Here is a 15,884-nt window from a genome sequence, read left to right on the forward strand (position 1 = left end):
GCGCTTTTTGTATTGTATCGGATATTGTCTACTGGAAATATCGAATTCTGAAGGAGAAACTGTCGAAGGATTATAAAAGGACAATCGCTTAACCCCATAGAAATTTATCAATAGATCCAATCTCTATGTATAAGTGAGGAGAGGAATATGCATATAAACGGTATGGTTGATTTGTTTTCAAAAAGATTTGAGGAACAATCTTATTTGTCACCGTTTTTCAGATTGAATGAGTATGTCGTTTCTCTTGCTGATGGGGAAGAGTGTGTCTCGCTGCATTTACGTAAGCGTTCGTGTAAAGTGATCATGGGGGAAGAGGTCGATCAGCATACCATAAGGATCAATGGCCGGATGATCGCACTGCAGTCCCTGGTGGAAGGCAGACAGAAACTGACAGAGCTGATCGCTCAAGGAGAGATTGAAACAAATGCGTCCTATCGTACGATCCTGAAACTTGAATCCATCTTCTACTTACTACGAAAGCAAACGAGAGACGCCGTATAAGATGTTCTGAAAAGAGTCTTGATCGGAATACCGTGCTTGTTCCTCATGATTTTTATCTAGAAGAATCGTTGTGGGAACGGATGTACATTCGAATTGGTCATAAACTTCAGTCCCTTCATCGAGCAGAATGGGGACGGTAAGATTATTTTTATGGATAAATTGGTCCCTCTTTTCTAATGAACCCTCTCTGCCGGTGACGTTGACCGTCAGTACGGTGATCTCATCGCTATTCATCGATTTATGGAATTGTTCAAGAAGAGGTAGCTCCCTCATACAATCAGGACACCATGCTACCCAAAATTGAATGATGACAGGTCCCCCCGCAAAGTCTGATAGGTTGACGTTCTGCTTCGTTTTGTATTCCTTAAGAGTGAATGAAACAATATTGTTCATATATTCCTAAACTCCTTTTCCGACCAAATTCAAACTACTATATTGAAATTAACACATGTGGACATCAAGTGCGAACTGACACGATTTCGTCACAAAAATCCAGTGAGAAAGAAGAAGAGAATAATATTTTGTTGACACTTAAAAATAACCCATGCTACAATGCATTCATGCTTGAATAAAGTAAAGCGATAAAACTGATCGGATATATATCGAATCTTATCGAGAGCGGCGGAGGGACTGGCCCTGTGAAGCCCGGCAACCAGCAAACCTGACATGGTTTGAGAAGGTGCCAAATCCTGCAAAGTGTAATGCTTTGGAAGATGAGATGGAGAGACTGAACATTCAGCCTTTCTGCTCATTTTCAGAGCGGGAAGGTTTTTTTGCATCTAAAGAAAGCAATACTTAATTAAAGGTCAAGTAAGACTAGCCTACGCTAAGGCTTGGTTTGCCAGGTTTTCTTTATATGTAAAGGACAGCACTTTTGCAGAGGATAAGAGAAAGAAAGGGCTGAACATCATGATTTCTTTGAAAGATATCAAGAAAGTTTTCTATACAAAAGATGGAGTCGTCAATGCCGTGGACGGCGTCAATCTGAATATTGAAAAAGGTGAAATATTCGGCGTTATTGGATACAGCGGTGCAGGGAAGAGTACGCTGATCCGTATGCTCAATATGCTGGAGAAACCGACTGATGGTTCAGTCGATATAAACGGCAAGTCATTGACCCATTTCAATAACAAGCAGCTGAGGATCGCGAGACAGAATATCGGAATGATTTTTCAGCATTTCAATCTTCTCTGGTCACGCACTGTCCGTGAAAATATTGCCTTTCCCTTGGAAATTGCTGGTGTAAGCAAGGGGCAACGTGGGGAACGAGTCGATGAATTGATCGATCTTGTCGGATTGTCCGGGAGGGGAGATTCCTATCCTTCTCAGCTAAGTGGTGGACAAAAACAGCGTGTAGGGATTGCAAGAGCATTGGCGAACAATCCGGATGTTTTACTTTGTGACGAAGCGACATCTGCACTGGATCCGAAAACGACGGACTCGATTTTGAACCTCCTTGTCGATATCAACCAAAAACTTGGTCTGACGATCGTACTGATTACGCACGAGATGCATGTCATCCGGAAGATTTGTAACCGTGTGGCAGTAATGGAAGACGGTCGAGTGGTAGAAGAAGGCAACGTCCTGGATGTCTTCAAGACGCCGAAGAGGACAATAACACAGGATTTCGTTAAACAGGTGACAGAGCCTGAAGAAACGGATGAAACAATTCAGCATCTGATTCAAAAAGGAGACCGTTCTAAGATCGTTAAACTCACTTTCGTAGGGGGGACGGCTGAACGCCCGCTCATAAGTGATCTGATCAGAAAGTTTGAAGTCGATGTCAACATCCTTCAAGGCAAGATTTCACAAACAAGAGACGGGGCATATGGAACGTTATTCATCAAAATCGATGGAGAGCCTGACACCGTGAAGGAAGCCATCTATTTTATTCAACAACAGGAAGTGGAAGTCGAGGTGATCACAGATGTTGACAACAATGTTTCCTAACGTAGATTGGGAGGATATGTGGGAAGCTACCGTTGAGACCCTTTATATGACGGCAATTTCAGTAGGTGCCACATTCATTCTCGGAATCATATTAGGCTTATTATTGTTTCTGACTGGCAAGGGGAACCTTTGGCAGAACAAAGCGATACATTCAGTCATAGCTGGATTTGTGAATATATTCAGATCCATCCCGTTCATTATTTTGATCATCCTTTTAGTACCTTTTACAACATGGTTGATTGGTACAATGCTTGGTGCAAATGCCGCATTACCTGCCCTGATCATCGGGGCTGCCCCATTCTATGCAAGGATGGTGGAAATCGCATTACGGGAAATCGATAAAGGCGTCATCGAAGCTGCAAAATCGATGGGAGCTACTGATGGGCAAATCATATACAAGGTGCTTTTGCCTGAATCATTGCCCGCATTGATTTCAGGTATCACTGTAACAGCAATTGCCTTGATTTCGTATATCGCGATGGCTGGTGTAGTCGGTGCAGGCGGTTTAGGGACGCTTGCATATTTGGATGGGTTCCAGCGTTATCAGAACGACGTGACATTCGTTTCAACAGTAATCATTTTAATCATCGTATTCATCATTCAGTGGATAGGCGATATCTTAACGCAACAAACAGATAAACGATAATTTGGAGGGATAACAACATGAAAAAACGTATAACACTTTTAGCAACTGTACTTATCATTTCCGTATTGGCGGCTTGTGGTAAAGGTGGTTCCGGCGGAGATGAGCAAGAACTTGTCGTCGGTGCATCGAACGTACCACATGCTGAAATTCTTGAGGAAGCACAGCCGATCCTTGAGGAGAAAGGCATAAAGCTTGAAATTGAAAAGCTTCAAGACTATGTGACACCGAACCAAATGCTAGCTGCTGGAGAATTGGATGCAAACTTCTTCCAACACGTACCGTATATGGAATCGCAAATGAAAGATAACAAAAGCTATGATTTTGAAAATGCAGGTGGGGTGCACATCGAGCCAATGGGTGTATACTCGCAGGAATATAAAAGCTTAGATGAACTTCCTAAAGAAGGAACAGTCATCATGAGCAACTCTGTCGGGGAGCACGGCCGTATTCTCAGCTTGCTTGAAAAAGAAGGTCTGATCAAGCTGAAAGAAGGCGTTGATGTAGATAAAGCAACAGTCAAAGACATCGCTGAAAATCCGAAAGACATCAACTTCAAGACTGATGTTGAAGCAGGATTACTACCGAAGATTTATAAAAACGGTGAAGGGGACGCTGTCGTCATCAACACGAACTATGCAATCGATGCAGGACTCGATCCGCAAAAAGATGCCATTGCTCTGGAAGGATCCGACTCTGAGTATGTAAACATCGTCGCAGTGAACAAAGGCGATAAAGACGACAAAAAGATCAGAACACTTGTAGAAGTACTGCAATCTAAAGAAATCCAGGACTTCATCAAAAAAGAATATAAAGGAGCAGTCGTTCCTGTAAACGAATAATCGTAATTAGAGTGCTGACATAGTTCGGCACTCTTTTTTACATTTAAAGAAAGTATAAATACTTTCTTCAATATTAGAGCAACTAAGGCTTGGCTTTACCAAGTTTTCTTTATGAGTTACTATCTTTGGTTACTCCAGACCTTTTTAAGGTTTGTAGGTTTGGTGACCATTAAATGACGAAAATTGGACTGATGTACTCAGCGAGGGTTTCTAAGTACATGAAACCACGGACAAATTGGATTGATGTACTCAGCGAGGGTTTCTAAGTACATGAAACCACGGACAAATTGGATTGATGTACTCAGCGAGGGTTTCTGAGTACATGAAACCACGGACAAATTGGATTGATGTACTCAGCAAGGGTTTCTGAGTACATGAAACCACGGACAAATTGGATTGATGTACTCAGCGAGGGCTTCTGAATACATCAGTGAAAATCGAATGAGAGTGGTGTTAACTGGACCCTGCATCGAACTATTTCTGACGGATATCTTTTTACGAGAAGAATCATACTAACTAATGATGATTTTATCGTATGAGGAGTGATCGAATTGAATCATAATGGAAACCAACAAGAACAACAACCAGGCAGTCCTACAGAAGCTGCTTTAATGGATTACAAAGAAGGCTTAGGGATCTTCACTGAAAAAATGCCGGATCTTGCAAGAAAGTACAATGCGTTTACGGAATCCTGTTTTAAAGCCGGTAAGCTGAGCAAAAAAGAAAAACAATTGATTGCACTGGGCATCAGTATTTACTCACAGGATGAGTATTGCATCATCTACCATACAAAAGGGTGTTTAGATCAAGGTTGTAGTGAACAGGAAATTTTAGAAACGGTAGGTGTTTGTGCAGCATTCGGCGGTGGAGCTGCTATGAGTCAGTCTGTAACCCTTGTACAAGAAGCGATTACGGATTTGAATCAGATGAAACACTAAGAACGAAGCCCGAGGAATATCGAGGAAATCGGATGTATGAGGGGCAATTATAGAAATTGGGACCCTAATATGACACCACTCCTTCTTAAGGTTTCTTAAGAGAAATAATCATTCTATATCATATTTGGAGTTTTAGCTTCATATTGGTAGGGTATAGAGTGTAGTGAAAAAAATAATTCAAAAACTTGAAAGGATTGATTCATTATCCACCCTATTGACACTAACCATACTGGTGAAATGGAAAAAGCCATGCATCAGGCACATGGTATAGGTTATGCAGAGTATGATCGCAACCTAGAAGAACGATTGAAAATCGAACGTAAGAGAGAGCAGGAGTACAAAGAAAGTCAACAAATGCTCAACGAATTTACGGGTAAAGTCAATAAGTCTTAATGATCAACAATCAAGAAACACTGCAATAACAAGTAAAAAAAGCGTATATATCAAGGACCTTATCGGATACTGATAAGGTCCTTTCGTTATTTTTCAATACCTAAAAAGAAAGCGTTGATTTCAATAAGAATACCTTATTCTCAATTAGATTGTAAAAAAACTTATATTTTCTATATCTGTATTGAGAATTATTTTAATTTGTTATAAAATTAGAATGATGATAAAGTAAACTTGGCAAGGCCGAACAGAGAAGGTTGCGGAAGAGCCATAGTTGACCTTATACAGAAGAAAATTGCAGTTTTTCTTCAAGAGAAAATAGAAAAAATCACGATTATTTCATTTTTATGTTGTTTTTCGTTACAATGTAGAATGGAGTAGTGATTAGAAATATGAAATTGGAGGGTTATAGTCATGACTGCACCAAATCTTAAGATTGAAAATCTACACGTTTCCATTGAAGGAAAAGAGATCATCAAAGGCTTGAGCCTTGAAATAAACGGTGGAGAAATCCATGCAGTAATGGGACCGAACGGGACAGGTAAATCAACATTAGCATCTGCTCTGATGGGGCACCCGAAGTATGAAATCACAGAAGGAACTGTCACATTAGACGGTGAAGATGTCCTAGAAATGGAAGTTGACGAACGAGCAAAAGCAGGTCTTTTCCTCGCGATGCAATATCCAAGTGAAATCAGCGGTGTAACGAACGCGGACTTCCTACGTTCTTCAATCAACGCTCGTCGTGAAGAAGGTAAAGAAATTTCATTGATGAAGTTCATCCGTAAAATGGACAGCAAAATGGAACTCCTTGATATGGATGAGTCTTTCTCACAGCGTTACTTGAACGAAGGTTTCTCTGGCGGTGAGAAAAAACGTAATGAAATTCTTCAATTATTGATGCTCGAACCGAAGATCGCCATTCTTGACGAAATCGACTCTGGTCTTGATATCGATGCATTGAAAGTAGTTTCTAAGGGTGTCAATGATATGCGCAACCCTGAATTCGGCGGTTTGATCATTACGCACTATCAACGTCTATTGAACTACATTACACCAGATAAAGTTCACGTCATCATGCAAGGACGTATTGTGAAATCTGGTGGACCTGAGCTTGCTCAACGTCTTGAAGCAGAAGGTTATGACTGGATTAAAGATGAACTAGGAATTGAAGACGAAACTGTCGAAACAGAACAAGCGTAGGCTTTGAAGGAGGATTTATATGTCAGTGGAAACGAACGAAACGAAGATTGCCTTCGATCAATCATATGTAACCGACTTTTCCAAACAACGAAATGAACCAGAATGGCTGAAGAACCTTCGTCTTCGTGGATTGGAACTGGCTGAAAGCCTACCGATGCCGAAGCCGGAGAAAACGAAAATCGATAACTGGAACTTCACAACGTTCCAACACGAAGTGAAGGCAGCGAAATTCGATAAGGCAGACGACTTGCCTGAGCATATTTTGGACCTCATCGGGAAAGAAGATCGTACGGATAATTTCATTGTCCAACGAAACTCGACTCCTGCATTTCAACAGTTCTCACAAGAACTGAAAGACAAAGGGGTCATTTTTACGGATATCGCTACAGCAGTACGTGAGCACAGCGATCTTGTGGAAAAATACTTTATGAACAGAGTAGTGAAGAGCGATGAACATCGTTTGACCGCTTTACACGCTGCACTTCTTAACGGAGGTGTTTTCGTATACGTCCCGAAAAATGTTGAAGTCGATGTACCGTTGCAGTCCGTCTTCTGGCAAGAGGATGCAGAAGCGTCATTGTTCAATCATGTTTTAGTCGTAGCTGAAGATAACAGTTCAGTCACGTATGTTGAAAACTACCTTTCTCATGGAACAGATGAAGAGTCTGTCGCCAACATCGTAGCAGAAGTATACGCTGGGCCGAATGCACGTGTTCAATTCGGAGCGGTTGATAACTTTTCTAAAGGAATGACAACCTATGTGAACCGTCGAGGACATGTTGAACGTGACGGGAAAATCGAATGGGCACTAGGTCAGATGAATGATGGCAACACGATTTCTGATAACACGACCAACCTAGTTGGAGATGGTTCTGTAGCAGACACGAAAACCGTTTCCATCGGTCGTGGAGATCAAAAGCAGAACTTCGTCATCCGCGTCAATCAGTGGGGGAAACAATCAGATGCACAACTGCTTGCGCACGCGGTCATGAAGGATAATGCAAGTTCCATCTTTAACGGAATTGCAAAAATCGAGCATGGAGCGACAAAAGCGAACAGCGAACAGACTGAACGTGTCCTGATGCTAAGTGAAAAAGCACGTGGAGATGCGAACCCGATCCTTCTCATCGACGAAGATGATGTTACAGCTGGCCATGCTGCATCAGTTGGACGCATGGATCCGATCCAAATGTTCTACTTGATGAGCCGTGGGATTTCCAGGCAGGAAGCAGAACGTCTTGTCATCCACGGATTCCTTGCACCAGTCGTCAACCAACTTCCTATCGAAGGTGTAAAAAAGATGTTAACTGGTGTAATAGAAGGGAAAGTCACTAAATGATTTCAAAAGAGATTCGCAAACAGTTCCCCATCCTTGATCAAGAAGTGAATGGGAAGCCACTCGTCTACCTGGATAGCGCAGCGACATCTCAAAAACCGATTTCGGTGATTGAAACACTTGACCATTATTATAAAAACGATAATTCCAACGTCCACCGTGGTGTGCATACGTTAGGGACACGGGCTACTGATGGCTATGAAGGTGCTCGTGAAAAAGTCCGACGTTTCATAAATGCTTCCTCAACTGAAGAAATCGTGTTTGTCCGTGGTACAACGACAACCATCAATACGATTGCCTCAAGCTATGGGAAAGCGAACGTCAGCGAAGGGGATGAAATCGTCATTACGCCAATGGAACATCACAGCAACATCATTCCGTGGCAGCAGCTGGCGAAAGCAACAGGCGCAACATTAAAATATATCCCTTTACAAGAGGATGGAACAATTGATTTAAGTGATGTTGAAAATACAATTACAGAACATACTAAGATTGTATCGATCATGCATGTTTCTAATGTTCTAGGTACGATCAATCCGATCAAGGAAATTACAAAGATCGCTCATAAAAATGGAGCAGTCATGGTAGTGGACGGTGCTCAAGCAGCACCTCACATGCATGTTGATGTCCGTGACTTGGGTTGTGATTTCTACGCTTTCTCTGCTCATAAAATGTGCGGTCCGACCGGTATCGGTGTCATGTATGGCAAGAAAAAGCTTTTAGAAAATATGGAGCCTGTCGAATTCGGTGGAGAGATGATTGACTTTGTCGGTTTATATGACTCTACATGGAAGGATCTGCCCTGGAAGTTTGAAGGGGGGACGCCAATCATCGCAGGAGCCATCGGACTTGGTGCAGCAATTGATTTCTTAGAGCAAATCGGACGTAATGAGATTGAGAAAATGGAGCATGAACTCGTAGACTATGCGATGGAACGTATGTCAGCTGTTGAAGGATTGAAGATTTTCGGACCTCAACATCGAGCAGGACTGGTGACATTCAACATTGATGATGTGCATCCCCATGATGTAGCTACAGTATTGGATGCTGAAGGAATTGCTGTACGTGCAGGTCACCATTGTGCACAACCGTTGATGAAATGGTTGGATGTGACAGCAACTGCCAGAGCAAGCTTTTACATTTACAATACGAAAGAGGATGTTGATGCACTGGTTGATGGATTAAAGACTACAAAGGAGTATTTTGGTCATGTCTTCTAATTTGGATCAACTATATCGTCAGGTCATCATGGATCATTACAAGAACCCGCGCAACAAGGGAGAACTTGATGATGGTGCATTGACCTTCAACTTGAATAACCCGACATGTGGCGACCGGATCAAAGTGTCAATGGAAGTGGAAGATGGGAAAATCAAGGATGCCAAGTTTGAAGGTGAAGGTTGTTCAATCAGCCTTGCTTCAGCATCAATGATGACCGAAACCATCAAAGGTCTTCCAGTAGAAGATGCCCTTAAGCTGTCAAACATCTTCTCAGAAATGATGCTTGGAAAAGATTATGATGAAGGCGATTTGGATCTTGGAGATCTAGAAGCCCTTCAAGGCGTTTCAAAGTTTCCTGCACGAATCAAATGTGCAACACTTGCTTGGAAAGCTTTAGAAAAGGGAGTCAACCAAAAAGGAGAAGAGTAATTCTCTTGCTTGGTTGTCAGAAGCACTCATCCGATTTACAATAGAAGTATGGAATGAATGACACAGGTTTCGGTTTTTGTGTATGTATCCTTTAAGGAGGGATTGAACGATGGCTAAGAAAATGCCAGAGATCGGTGAATATAAATACGGTTTTAGAGATAAGGACGTCTCGATCTTCAGATCCAAGCGTGGATTGACGAAAGAAATCGTCGAAGAAATTTCGCGTATGAAAGACGAACCTAAATGGATGCTGGATTTCCGTTTAAAATCACTAGAACATTTCTATAGTATGCCAATGCCTCAATGGGGCGGTAATTTGAAAGAATTGAACTTCGATGACATTACGTATTACGTAAAACCGTCTGAGAAGTCTGAGCGTTCATGGGATGAAGTACCTGAAGAAATCAAACGTACGTTTGATAAACTCGGTATCCCTGAAGCAGAACAAAAATATCTAGCGGGTGTATCTGCCCAATATGAATCTGAAGTTGTCTATCACAACATGCAGGAAGATCTCGAAGACATGGGGATCATCTTCAAGGACACAGATACAGCGCTTAAAGAAAACGAAGACATCTTCAAAGAGCATTTTGGTAAAACAATACCACCTACAGACAACAAATTCGCAGCGTTGAACTCTGCGGTATGGTCTGGTGGCTCGTTCATCTATGTACCAAAAGGAATCAAATGCGATACGCCATTACAAGCGTATTTCCGTATCAACTCTGAAAACATGGGGCAATTTGAGCGTACGTTGATCATTGCTGACGAAGATTCATCTGTACACTATGTTGAAGGTTGTACGGCACCTGTTTATACAACTAACTCACTACACAGTGCGGTTGTTGAAATCGTCGTCAAGAAAAACGCGTATTGCCGTTATACGACGATCCAAAACTGGGCGAACAACGTATTCAACCTGGTAACGAAGCGTGCAGTAGCAGAAGAAAATGCAACGATGGAATGGATCGATGGTAACATTGGATCCAAGCTGACGATGAAATATCCAGCTGTCATCTTGAAAGGTGAGGGCGCTCGTGGAATGACATTATCGATCGCACTTGCTGGTAAAGGGCAGCACCAGGATGCAGGAGCGAAAATGATCCACATGGCTCCGAACACATCTTCAACGATCGTTTCCAAGTCCATTTCTAAAGGTGGAGGTAAGGTAACGTATCGTGGGATCGTACACTTCGGGCGTAAAGCATCTGGCGCACGTGCGAATGTCGAGTGTGACACGTTGATCATGGATAACGAATCGACTTCTGACACAATCCCATACAACGAGATCCTGAACGAAAACATTTCTCTCGAACACGAGGCGAAAGTTTCGAAGGTATCCGAAGAGCAGCTCTTCTATCTCATGAGCCGCGGAATTTCAGAAGAAGAAGCGACTGAGATGATCGTAATGGGCTTCATCGAGCCATTCACGAAAGAACTTCCAATGGAATATGCAGTCGAAATGAACCGCCTGATCAAGTTCGAAATGGAAGGTTCAATCGGATAACACCCAATAACCCTTGGTATAACAGCGATTATACCGAGGGTTATTTTTTTGTTTTTTGTCTCGTGCCGATTTTGTGCCAAGTCAGATTGATCTATAATGTAGACGTGTTCACCATTTTCATGAGGTCCAAAAGCCATAATGTTCTTTTAAAGTATGCCAAAGATGTTATTTGAAAAAATGGGTGTAAAATACGGATATTGAATTCCTCAGTATTCCATTATGGGGCAGTTTGGTCAAAGAAGGAATGCAGATGGAGCTTAACGGACATGAGAGACGTTATCTGTGACAAAAACGCCAATTTTTTCGGGGTGCTAACGGACACCAGAGACGTTATTCGTAAAAAAGTCTTTTTTTTGATGATTTTGGAACAAATAAGGTCTACTATGTCCGTTAGATTTTGTAAGTACATGTATTTCATAAAAATAAGGTCTCCTGTGTCACTAGCCTTGCAAATATGTCCACAGAGTAAAATGACCATAATTTTCCTGGACGGACATAAAAAAATCTCCTATTGTAGAAGTTGAACCCACGTTATCCGTGACTTCTACAAAAAGGAGATCTTTATGGATAACATTAGTGTATCAAATCAATCCGTCTTTCGTAAATGTTTAGCTTTATTACCGTTCGAATCTTTTACCTCTGCCTATCTGGATTGGGGAGTGAAAAAATTGACGACCCCCAATCTGATGCGGATCTGTGTAGCTACGCAGCTCGGAAATTGGTCATCTTATACCGAAATCGAGGAACAAATCCGGGCAAGGGAAGACTCTGTTGAGCTATTTGGGGTTTCCAGTATCAGTGGCTCTCAAATTTCACGTCGTCTGAATGCCTTACCTTCTACATTTGCCCAGAAACTCTTTTTGATGGCAGTCGAGATGCTTCAAGAGGTTTCCGATCAAAAACATGGCTACAAAATGTTTGGAAAGCTTCATATTGTGGATTCCTCCAGTCTTCACCTTGGGGCAATCCTCGGGCAATGGGCTTACGTGACACACAACCGGAGCCAAGTGAAACTCCATACCCGTTTGTCCGTTGCATCACCGGATGAAGGCTATCCAGACCGAGTCATTCCCTCGACTGGAAATGTGGATGATCGGGAAGCCGTGATGGAACTGGTGACTGATCCTGATGCGACCTATTTGTTGGACCGGGCTATGTGGATTACACCAAAATGGATAAGTGGATCGAGGAGAAGCTTCGCTTCGCCATTCGGATTAATGACAAACATAAGACCACCATCCTTGAAACCTATGAGGTGCTTAGCGAGAAGGTACTCACTGACGCTAAAGTCGTGATGGGTAGTGTCCATAATCGAATGAAGAACGCTCTCCGTCTGGTTGAGTTCAAAGATGAAAAAGGCCGATTTTATCGCGTGGTGACAAATCGTTGGGACTTGAGTGCTGAAGAGATTACAGAATTGTACAAATGCCGTTGGCTTATCGAGCTATTTTTCAAATGGCTAAAACAACATGTACGACTGGTCAAGCTTCAAAGCACGAAGCCACAAGGCATTTGGAACCAAATCTTTTTCGTCATGACAGCCTATTGTCTCGCTTTATATGTGCGGATCATGGAAAAAACGAAAAAATCGGCATGGCGCGTCTTAGAGCTTCTTCGAATTTATGCGGGCCGGTCATGGGACGCCTTTTGGTCTGTCTTACATCGGAAACCGCAACATTCATCGAAGGGCCGACAGAAAACGAATTCACCCCGCAGTCCGGTAAAACAGGATTCCGCTGGCGTAGCACTTGTAAAACCAATTGGAGAAAAACGTTCGAAAACAGCTAAATACTTCAAATGAGCTTACAATATATGGATGACGAGGGTTAACTTATAGACCCCCCTCGCGTTTTTGGTTTTAAGCAAGAAAAACGGATGTAATATTTAAACATATTAGTGTATTTATGTTTTTTAAGTGTTTAAACATTTGCCTGTTGATATGATGTTAGCTTTTTTGCAAGGCTAGTGCTCCTGTGTCCGTTAGGTTTTATAAATAAGTCATTCTTCCTCAATCGGGGGCGATTGCCGTATAAGGTGATCGCCATTTTTGATAATAGTGAGTACTTTCTATTGTGTGGACATATAACTCTTATAATAATATCAATTTGAATTTACGATTCTTGCTTTTGAAACAAAAAATCAACCTCCGTATATAATTCTGGGTACCAAAAATACGCAAGCGGCTGCCTATCCATAAGGGTCATTTGATGTCCGACGAAGAGGCTAGAGGGCTGAAGTTATATAATGACTGGGTGCTGGTGCTTTTAGCCGGCTATATTGTCTATTTTAAATCCGACTTTTTCATGTGTGGGTTATTCCAGAAAAGGGCACAATTCCGTAGCAAGAGTTGGGTCCTTCTTTATGAAAAGGTCAGATTATTGAACAAGGAAATTTTTAGAAAATACGAAGGCATTTTACTTGTAAAAGAAGATATTCGCTTTTGTCATCAATAGAAAAAATGAAGTTTTGATTTCCTTAGGCCTTTTTTCCAACTGAATCATTTGACGTAATCGGCAAGTAAAATGTCGCTTTTTACTAGTGACGGAGTAACATTGGAAAGATAATATATTAACTGAGCAGCAAACAAAACCATGTATAATTACACAACCAAAACTAGTGAATATATAGGTAAATGAAGGAGGTTCTATTTGTATGACGCCAAATCGTGTTAAAGTCCCAGCAGGATTTTGGATAGGATTACAAAGATTGGGGATAGCGGCCAATGATGTGGTTCGAAAAGCACGATTACCGCTTTCTATTATTACTGAACCGTATGTTACTATCACCCAATATTTTGCGATTTGGCAGGCTTATTCTGATCTTGTTGACGACACTGCCAAAGGAATCATCAAGCTTGCGACCGGCATTGAAACAGCACTTTATCCACCGACTGTCTTAGCGACTTACCACGCTCGTGACTACCGTGACGCTCTAAAGAGAATGGCTCGGTACAAACAACTGTGTCCTCCCGAAAGCTTAAATATCACTGAGAAAGGGGATAACTGCACAATTGAACTGGAATGGATGAACTCTGAGGAACCTGGTCCATCGATGCTGATTGGTATTACACTTGCGTTTCTTCTGGAGTTAGGGCGACGGGGGACAGGAAATCATTTGACAGCTAAGTTTGTCGAATTATCGCATTCAATGGGCGATGTACAGGAACTTGAAGCTTACTTTGGTTGCCGTATCCGAGTCGGGGCAAATTGTAACCGGTTAACGTTACATAGAGAAGATTTGGACCACCCTTTTGCCTCGTACAACGCAGAACTGCTGGAAATTCTGACTCCAGTACTGGACCAATCGCTGGATGAGCTACAACGCAACCGATCAATCACTGAGATGGTTAAGTGGATCATGAAACGTAGTTTATCAGGAGGACGCCCTGACATTCAGAACATCGCGAGCGAGTTGGGAATAAGTAGTCGTACCTTGCAGCGAAGGCTTACTGATGAAGGTACGAGCTTTAATCATCTGTTGACAGAAGTTCGACATGAACAGGCAATAAAGTACCTGGCGAACCCTTCACTCGATATTAAAGAAGTTGCTTTTCTGGTTGGATATGAAGACCAAAACTCGTTTTACCGTGCCTTTCACCTCTGGGAAGGAGTTACTCCTTTAAATAGGCGTTCTCAAAATGCAGGTATAAACACGATCAATTGATATTTTCTTAAAACAATATAAAGGAGTTATAAATCATGGAGATGGGATTAAAAAATAAAACCGCTTTAGTTACAGGGTCCACGAAAGGTATAGGCAAAGCAATTGCCATTGAACTTGCAAAAGAAGGTGTTCATGTACTCATTAACGGACGAAATTCAGAAGAGGTAGAACGGGTTGTAAATGAAATTAAATCAGAATTCCCGGCAACCTCTCCTCAAAATGCGGCAGCCGATATTGTGGATTCTCAACAAAGAGAGTCTTTATTTGTGAGATACCCTGATATAGATATTTTAGTTAATAATATGGGGGTATATGAAATGATGCCATATGAGGACGTTGATGATGAAATATGGGAAAAATATTTTCGTACGAATGTACTTGCCGCAAATGGATTATCTAAATTGTATTTACCAAAAATGTTGAACAATGATGATGGCCGCATTATCTTTATTGCCAGTGAAGAAGCCATTATGCCTTCAGGACAAATGCCTCAGTATTGTATGACAAAATCAATGCTATTGTCATTATCAAAAAGCCTGTCCAAATTAACAAAAGGAAAAGAAGTTACTATTAATACGATCATGCCAGGTCCCACCCTTTCTGAGAATGTGTATCAAATCATTGAGGGGATGTATCCTGATGACAATCTGGATTTTATAGAAAAAGAGAAACAATTCATGACTACAAATCTACCTCACTCTGAGATACAACGGTTTATCAGACCTGCTGAAATCGGCAGACTCGCTACATTTTTATGTAGTCCTTACGCATCCGCATTTAAAGGTTCTCCAGTACGGATGGATGGTGGAATGGTTCCTACTATTTTTTGATTTTTTTCTACCGAGATTATTAGAAGTGTCTTTCTTAAAATGTGAAATAGTCGCCATCTTGATTACAATAACGGGTTTGATTGAAGCGAAGTAGCTGGGTTCGCAACCAAAAAGTAGAACTAGTGTAGACTGGGCTGACCTTATAATACGAAAGGGCGCTTTTCTGTACCAGGAAAAGTGCCTTTCTTAATGTAAAGGGCCATTATCTTGAATAACCTACCAAGATTGTGAACGGGTAAAGTAAAGCATTGGTTGTAGTTATCAATCAACAATTGAAACATAAGTTTTCCTTGCACAAAGAAAAAACCTCTCTAAATTCCTGTTATTTAGGAATTACATGATAGGTTTGTTTTATATGTTGCTCTTCGAAAAATATTTCCGAGTATCTTCACGTATTTGTTTAGGTAAGACACGATCAATTTCTTAAAAAT

Annotated in this window: 16 protein-coding genes and 1 riboswitch; of the genes, 15 read left to right on the top strand and 1 reads right to left on the bottom strand. The window is 41.5% G+C overall.

Annotated elements, in window-relative coordinates; all coding sequences use genetic code 11:
- Positions 1–147: 147 nt before the first annotated feature.
- Positions 148–501, top strand: a complete 354-nt coding sequence (locus N8M93_RS06245; protein ID WP_261130405.1) for a hypothetical protein — start codon at positions 148–150, stop codon at positions 499–501.
- Here the strand turns inward: N8M93_RS06245 and N8M93_RS06250 are convergent.
- Positions 472–894, bottom strand: a complete 423-nt coding sequence (locus tag N8M93_RS06250) for a TlpA disulfide reductase family protein (protein WP_261130407.1) — start codon at positions 892–894, stop codon at positions 472–474. The two genes, N8M93_RS06245 and N8M93_RS06250, sit on opposite strands and share 30 nt — an antisense overlap.
- 213 nt (positions 895–1,107) lie before the next feature.
- Positions 1,108–1,221: riboswitch (SAM riboswitch) on the top strand.
- A gap of 189 nt (positions 1,222–1,410) precedes the next feature.
- Between N8M93_RS06250 and N8M93_RS06255 the strand changes: the two genes are divergently transcribed.
- The 14 genes from N8M93_RS06255 to N8M93_RS06320 all read left to right on the top strand — a co-directional run bounded on the left by N8M93_RS06255 (position 1,411) and on the right by N8M93_RS06320 (position 15,453).
- The gene (locus N8M93_RS06255) at positions 1,411–2,451 is read left to right on the top strand and encodes a methionine ABC transporter ATP-binding protein (RefSeq protein ID WP_261130409.1); all 1,041 of its coding nucleotides are present in this window, start codon (positions 1,411–1,413) and stop codon (positions 2,449–2,451) included.
- On the top strand, positions 2,429–3,097 hold the full coding sequence (locus N8M93_RS06260) for a methionine ABC transporter permease (protein WP_261130410.1): 669 nt from the start codon (positions 2,429–2,431) through the stop codon (positions 3,095–3,097). Before N8M93_RS06255 ends, N8M93_RS06260 begins: the two co-directional genes overlap by 23 nt.
- Positions 3,098–3,114: 17 nt before the next feature.
- Positions 3,115–3,936 (top strand): MetQ/NlpA family ABC transporter substrate-binding protein, encoded by an 822-nt coding sequence (locus N8M93_RS06265; protein WP_261130411.1) that lies wholly within the window; start codon positions 3,115–3,117, stop codon positions 3,934–3,936.
- A 611-nt stretch (positions 3,937–4,547) separates the two neighbouring features.
- Positions 4,548–4,874, top strand: coding sequence for a carboxymuconolactone decarboxylase family protein (locus tag N8M93_RS06270; protein WP_261130766.1), 327 nt, complete (start codon positions 4,548–4,550; stop codon positions 4,872–4,874).
- A gap of 249 nt (positions 4,875–5,123) precedes the next feature.
- Entirely contained in the window at positions 5,124–5,267 is a 144-nt protein-coding gene (locus tag N8M93_RS06275) for a hypothetical protein (protein ID WP_221567767.1), read from the top strand.
- Positions 5,268–5,678: 411 nt separating this feature from the next.
- Complete coding sequence (sufC, locus tag N8M93_RS06280; protein WP_261130412.1) at positions 5,679–6,467, top strand: Fe-S cluster assembly ATPase SufC; 789 nt, start codon at positions 5,679–5,681, stop codon at positions 6,465–6,467.
- A 19-nt stretch (positions 6,468–6,486) separates the two neighbouring features.
- Positions 6,487–7,806, top strand: a complete 1,320-nt coding sequence (gene sufD, locus N8M93_RS06285; protein ID WP_261130413.1) for a Fe-S cluster assembly protein SufD — start codon at positions 6,487–6,489, stop codon at positions 7,804–7,806.
- Positions 7,803–9,023, top strand: a complete 1,221-nt coding sequence (locus N8M93_RS06290; protein ID WP_261130414.1) for a cysteine desulfurase — start codon at positions 7,803–7,805, stop codon at positions 9,021–9,023. The genes sufD and N8M93_RS06290 overlap by 4 nt, the downstream gene beginning before the upstream one ends.
- Positions 9,013–9,453, top strand: a complete 441-nt coding sequence (sufU, locus tag N8M93_RS06295; protein WP_261130415.1) for a Fe-S cluster assembly sulfur transfer protein SufU — start codon at positions 9,013–9,015, stop codon at positions 9,451–9,453. Before N8M93_RS06290 ends, sufU begins: the two co-directional genes overlap by 11 nt.
- A gap of 109 nt (positions 9,454–9,562) precedes the next feature.
- The gene (sufB, locus tag N8M93_RS06300; RefSeq protein WP_261130416.1) at positions 9,563–10,960 is read left to right on the top strand and encodes a Fe-S cluster assembly protein SufB; all 1,398 of its coding nucleotides are present in this window, start codon (positions 9,563–9,565) and stop codon (positions 10,958–10,960) included.
- Positions 10,961–11,523: 563 nt separating this feature from the next.
- Positions 11,524–12,255, top strand: coding sequence for a hypothetical protein (locus tag N8M93_RS06305; RefSeq protein ID WP_261130418.1), 732 nt, complete (start codon positions 11,524–11,526; stop codon positions 12,253–12,255).
- Entirely contained in the window at positions 12,168–12,761 is a 594-nt protein-coding gene (locus N8M93_RS06310) for a transposase (RefSeq protein WP_396125438.1), read from the top strand. The genes N8M93_RS06305 and N8M93_RS06310 overlap by 88 nt, the downstream gene beginning before the upstream one ends.
- 851 nt (positions 12,762–13,612) lie before the next feature.
- The gene (locus N8M93_RS06315) at positions 13,613–14,623 is read left to right on the top strand and encodes an AraC family transcriptional regulator (RefSeq protein WP_261130419.1); all 1,011 of its coding nucleotides are present in this window, start codon (positions 13,613–13,615) and stop codon (positions 14,621–14,623) included.
- 35 nt (positions 14,624–14,658) lie between these two features.
- Positions 14,659–15,453, top strand: a complete 795-nt coding sequence (locus N8M93_RS06320; protein WP_261130420.1) for an SDR family NAD(P)-dependent oxidoreductase — start codon at positions 14,659–14,661, stop codon at positions 15,451–15,453.
- Positions 15,454–15,884 lie beyond the last annotated feature (431 nt).

Origin of the sequence: Bacillus sp. Marseille-Q3570, assembly GCF_946151055.1 — a bacterium.
GTDB lineage: Bacteria > Bacillota > Bacilli > Bacillales > Fictibacillaceae > Pseudalkalibacillus.

Excerpts from the sequence above, each read along its gene's own strand:
- N8M93_RS06245 (WP_261130405.1), top strand. The coding sequence starts at position 148 with ATGCATATAAACGGTATGGTTGATTTGTTTTCAAAAAGATTTGAGGAA.
- N8M93_RS06250 (WP_261130407.1), bottom strand. The coding sequence starts at position 894 with ATGAACAATATTGTTTCATTCACTCTTAAGGAATACAAAACGAAGCAG.
- N8M93_RS06255 (WP_261130409.1), top strand. The coding sequence starts at position 1,411 with ATGATTTCTTTGAAAGATATCAAGAAAGTTTTCTATACAAAAGATGGA.
- N8M93_RS06260 (WP_261130410.1), top strand. The coding sequence starts at position 2,429 with ATGTTGACAACAATGTTTCCTAACGTAGATTGGGAGGATATGTGGGAA.
- N8M93_RS06265 (WP_261130411.1), top strand. The coding sequence starts at position 3,115 with ATGAAAAAACGTATAACACTTTTAGCAACTGTACTTATCATTTCCGTA.
- N8M93_RS06270 (WP_261130766.1), top strand. The coding sequence starts at position 4,548 with ATGGATTACAAAGAAGGCTTAGGGATCTTCACTGAAAAAATGCCGGAT.
- N8M93_RS06275 (WP_221567767.1), top strand. The coding sequence starts at position 5,124 with ATGCATCAGGCACATGGTATAGGTTATGCAGAGTATGATCGCAACCTA.
- sufC (WP_261130412.1), top strand. The coding sequence starts at position 5,679 with ATGACTGCACCAAATCTTAAGATTGAAAATCTACACGTTTCCATTGAA.
- sufD (WP_261130413.1), top strand. The coding sequence starts at position 6,487 with ATGTCAGTGGAAACGAACGAAACGAAGATTGCCTTCGATCAATCATAT.
- N8M93_RS06290 (WP_261130414.1), top strand. The coding sequence starts at position 7,803 with ATGATTTCAAAAGAGATTCGCAAACAGTTCCCCATCCTTGATCAAGAA.
- sufU (WP_261130415.1), top strand. The coding sequence starts at position 9,013 with ATGTCTTCTAATTTGGATCAACTATATCGTCAGGTCATCATGGATCAT.
- sufB (WP_261130416.1), top strand. The coding sequence starts at position 9,563 with ATGGCTAAGAAAATGCCAGAGATCGGTGAATATAAATACGGTTTTAGA.
- N8M93_RS06305 (WP_261130418.1), top strand. The coding sequence starts at position 11,524 with ATGGATAACATTAGTGTATCAAATCAATCCGTCTTTCGTAAATGTTTA.
- N8M93_RS06315 (WP_261130419.1), top strand. The coding sequence starts at position 13,613 with ATGACGCCAAATCGTGTTAAAGTCCCAGCAGGATTTTGGATAGGATTA.
- N8M93_RS06320 (WP_261130420.1), top strand. The coding sequence starts at position 14,659 with ATGGAGATGGGATTAAAAAATAAAACCGCTTTAGTTACAGGGTCCACG.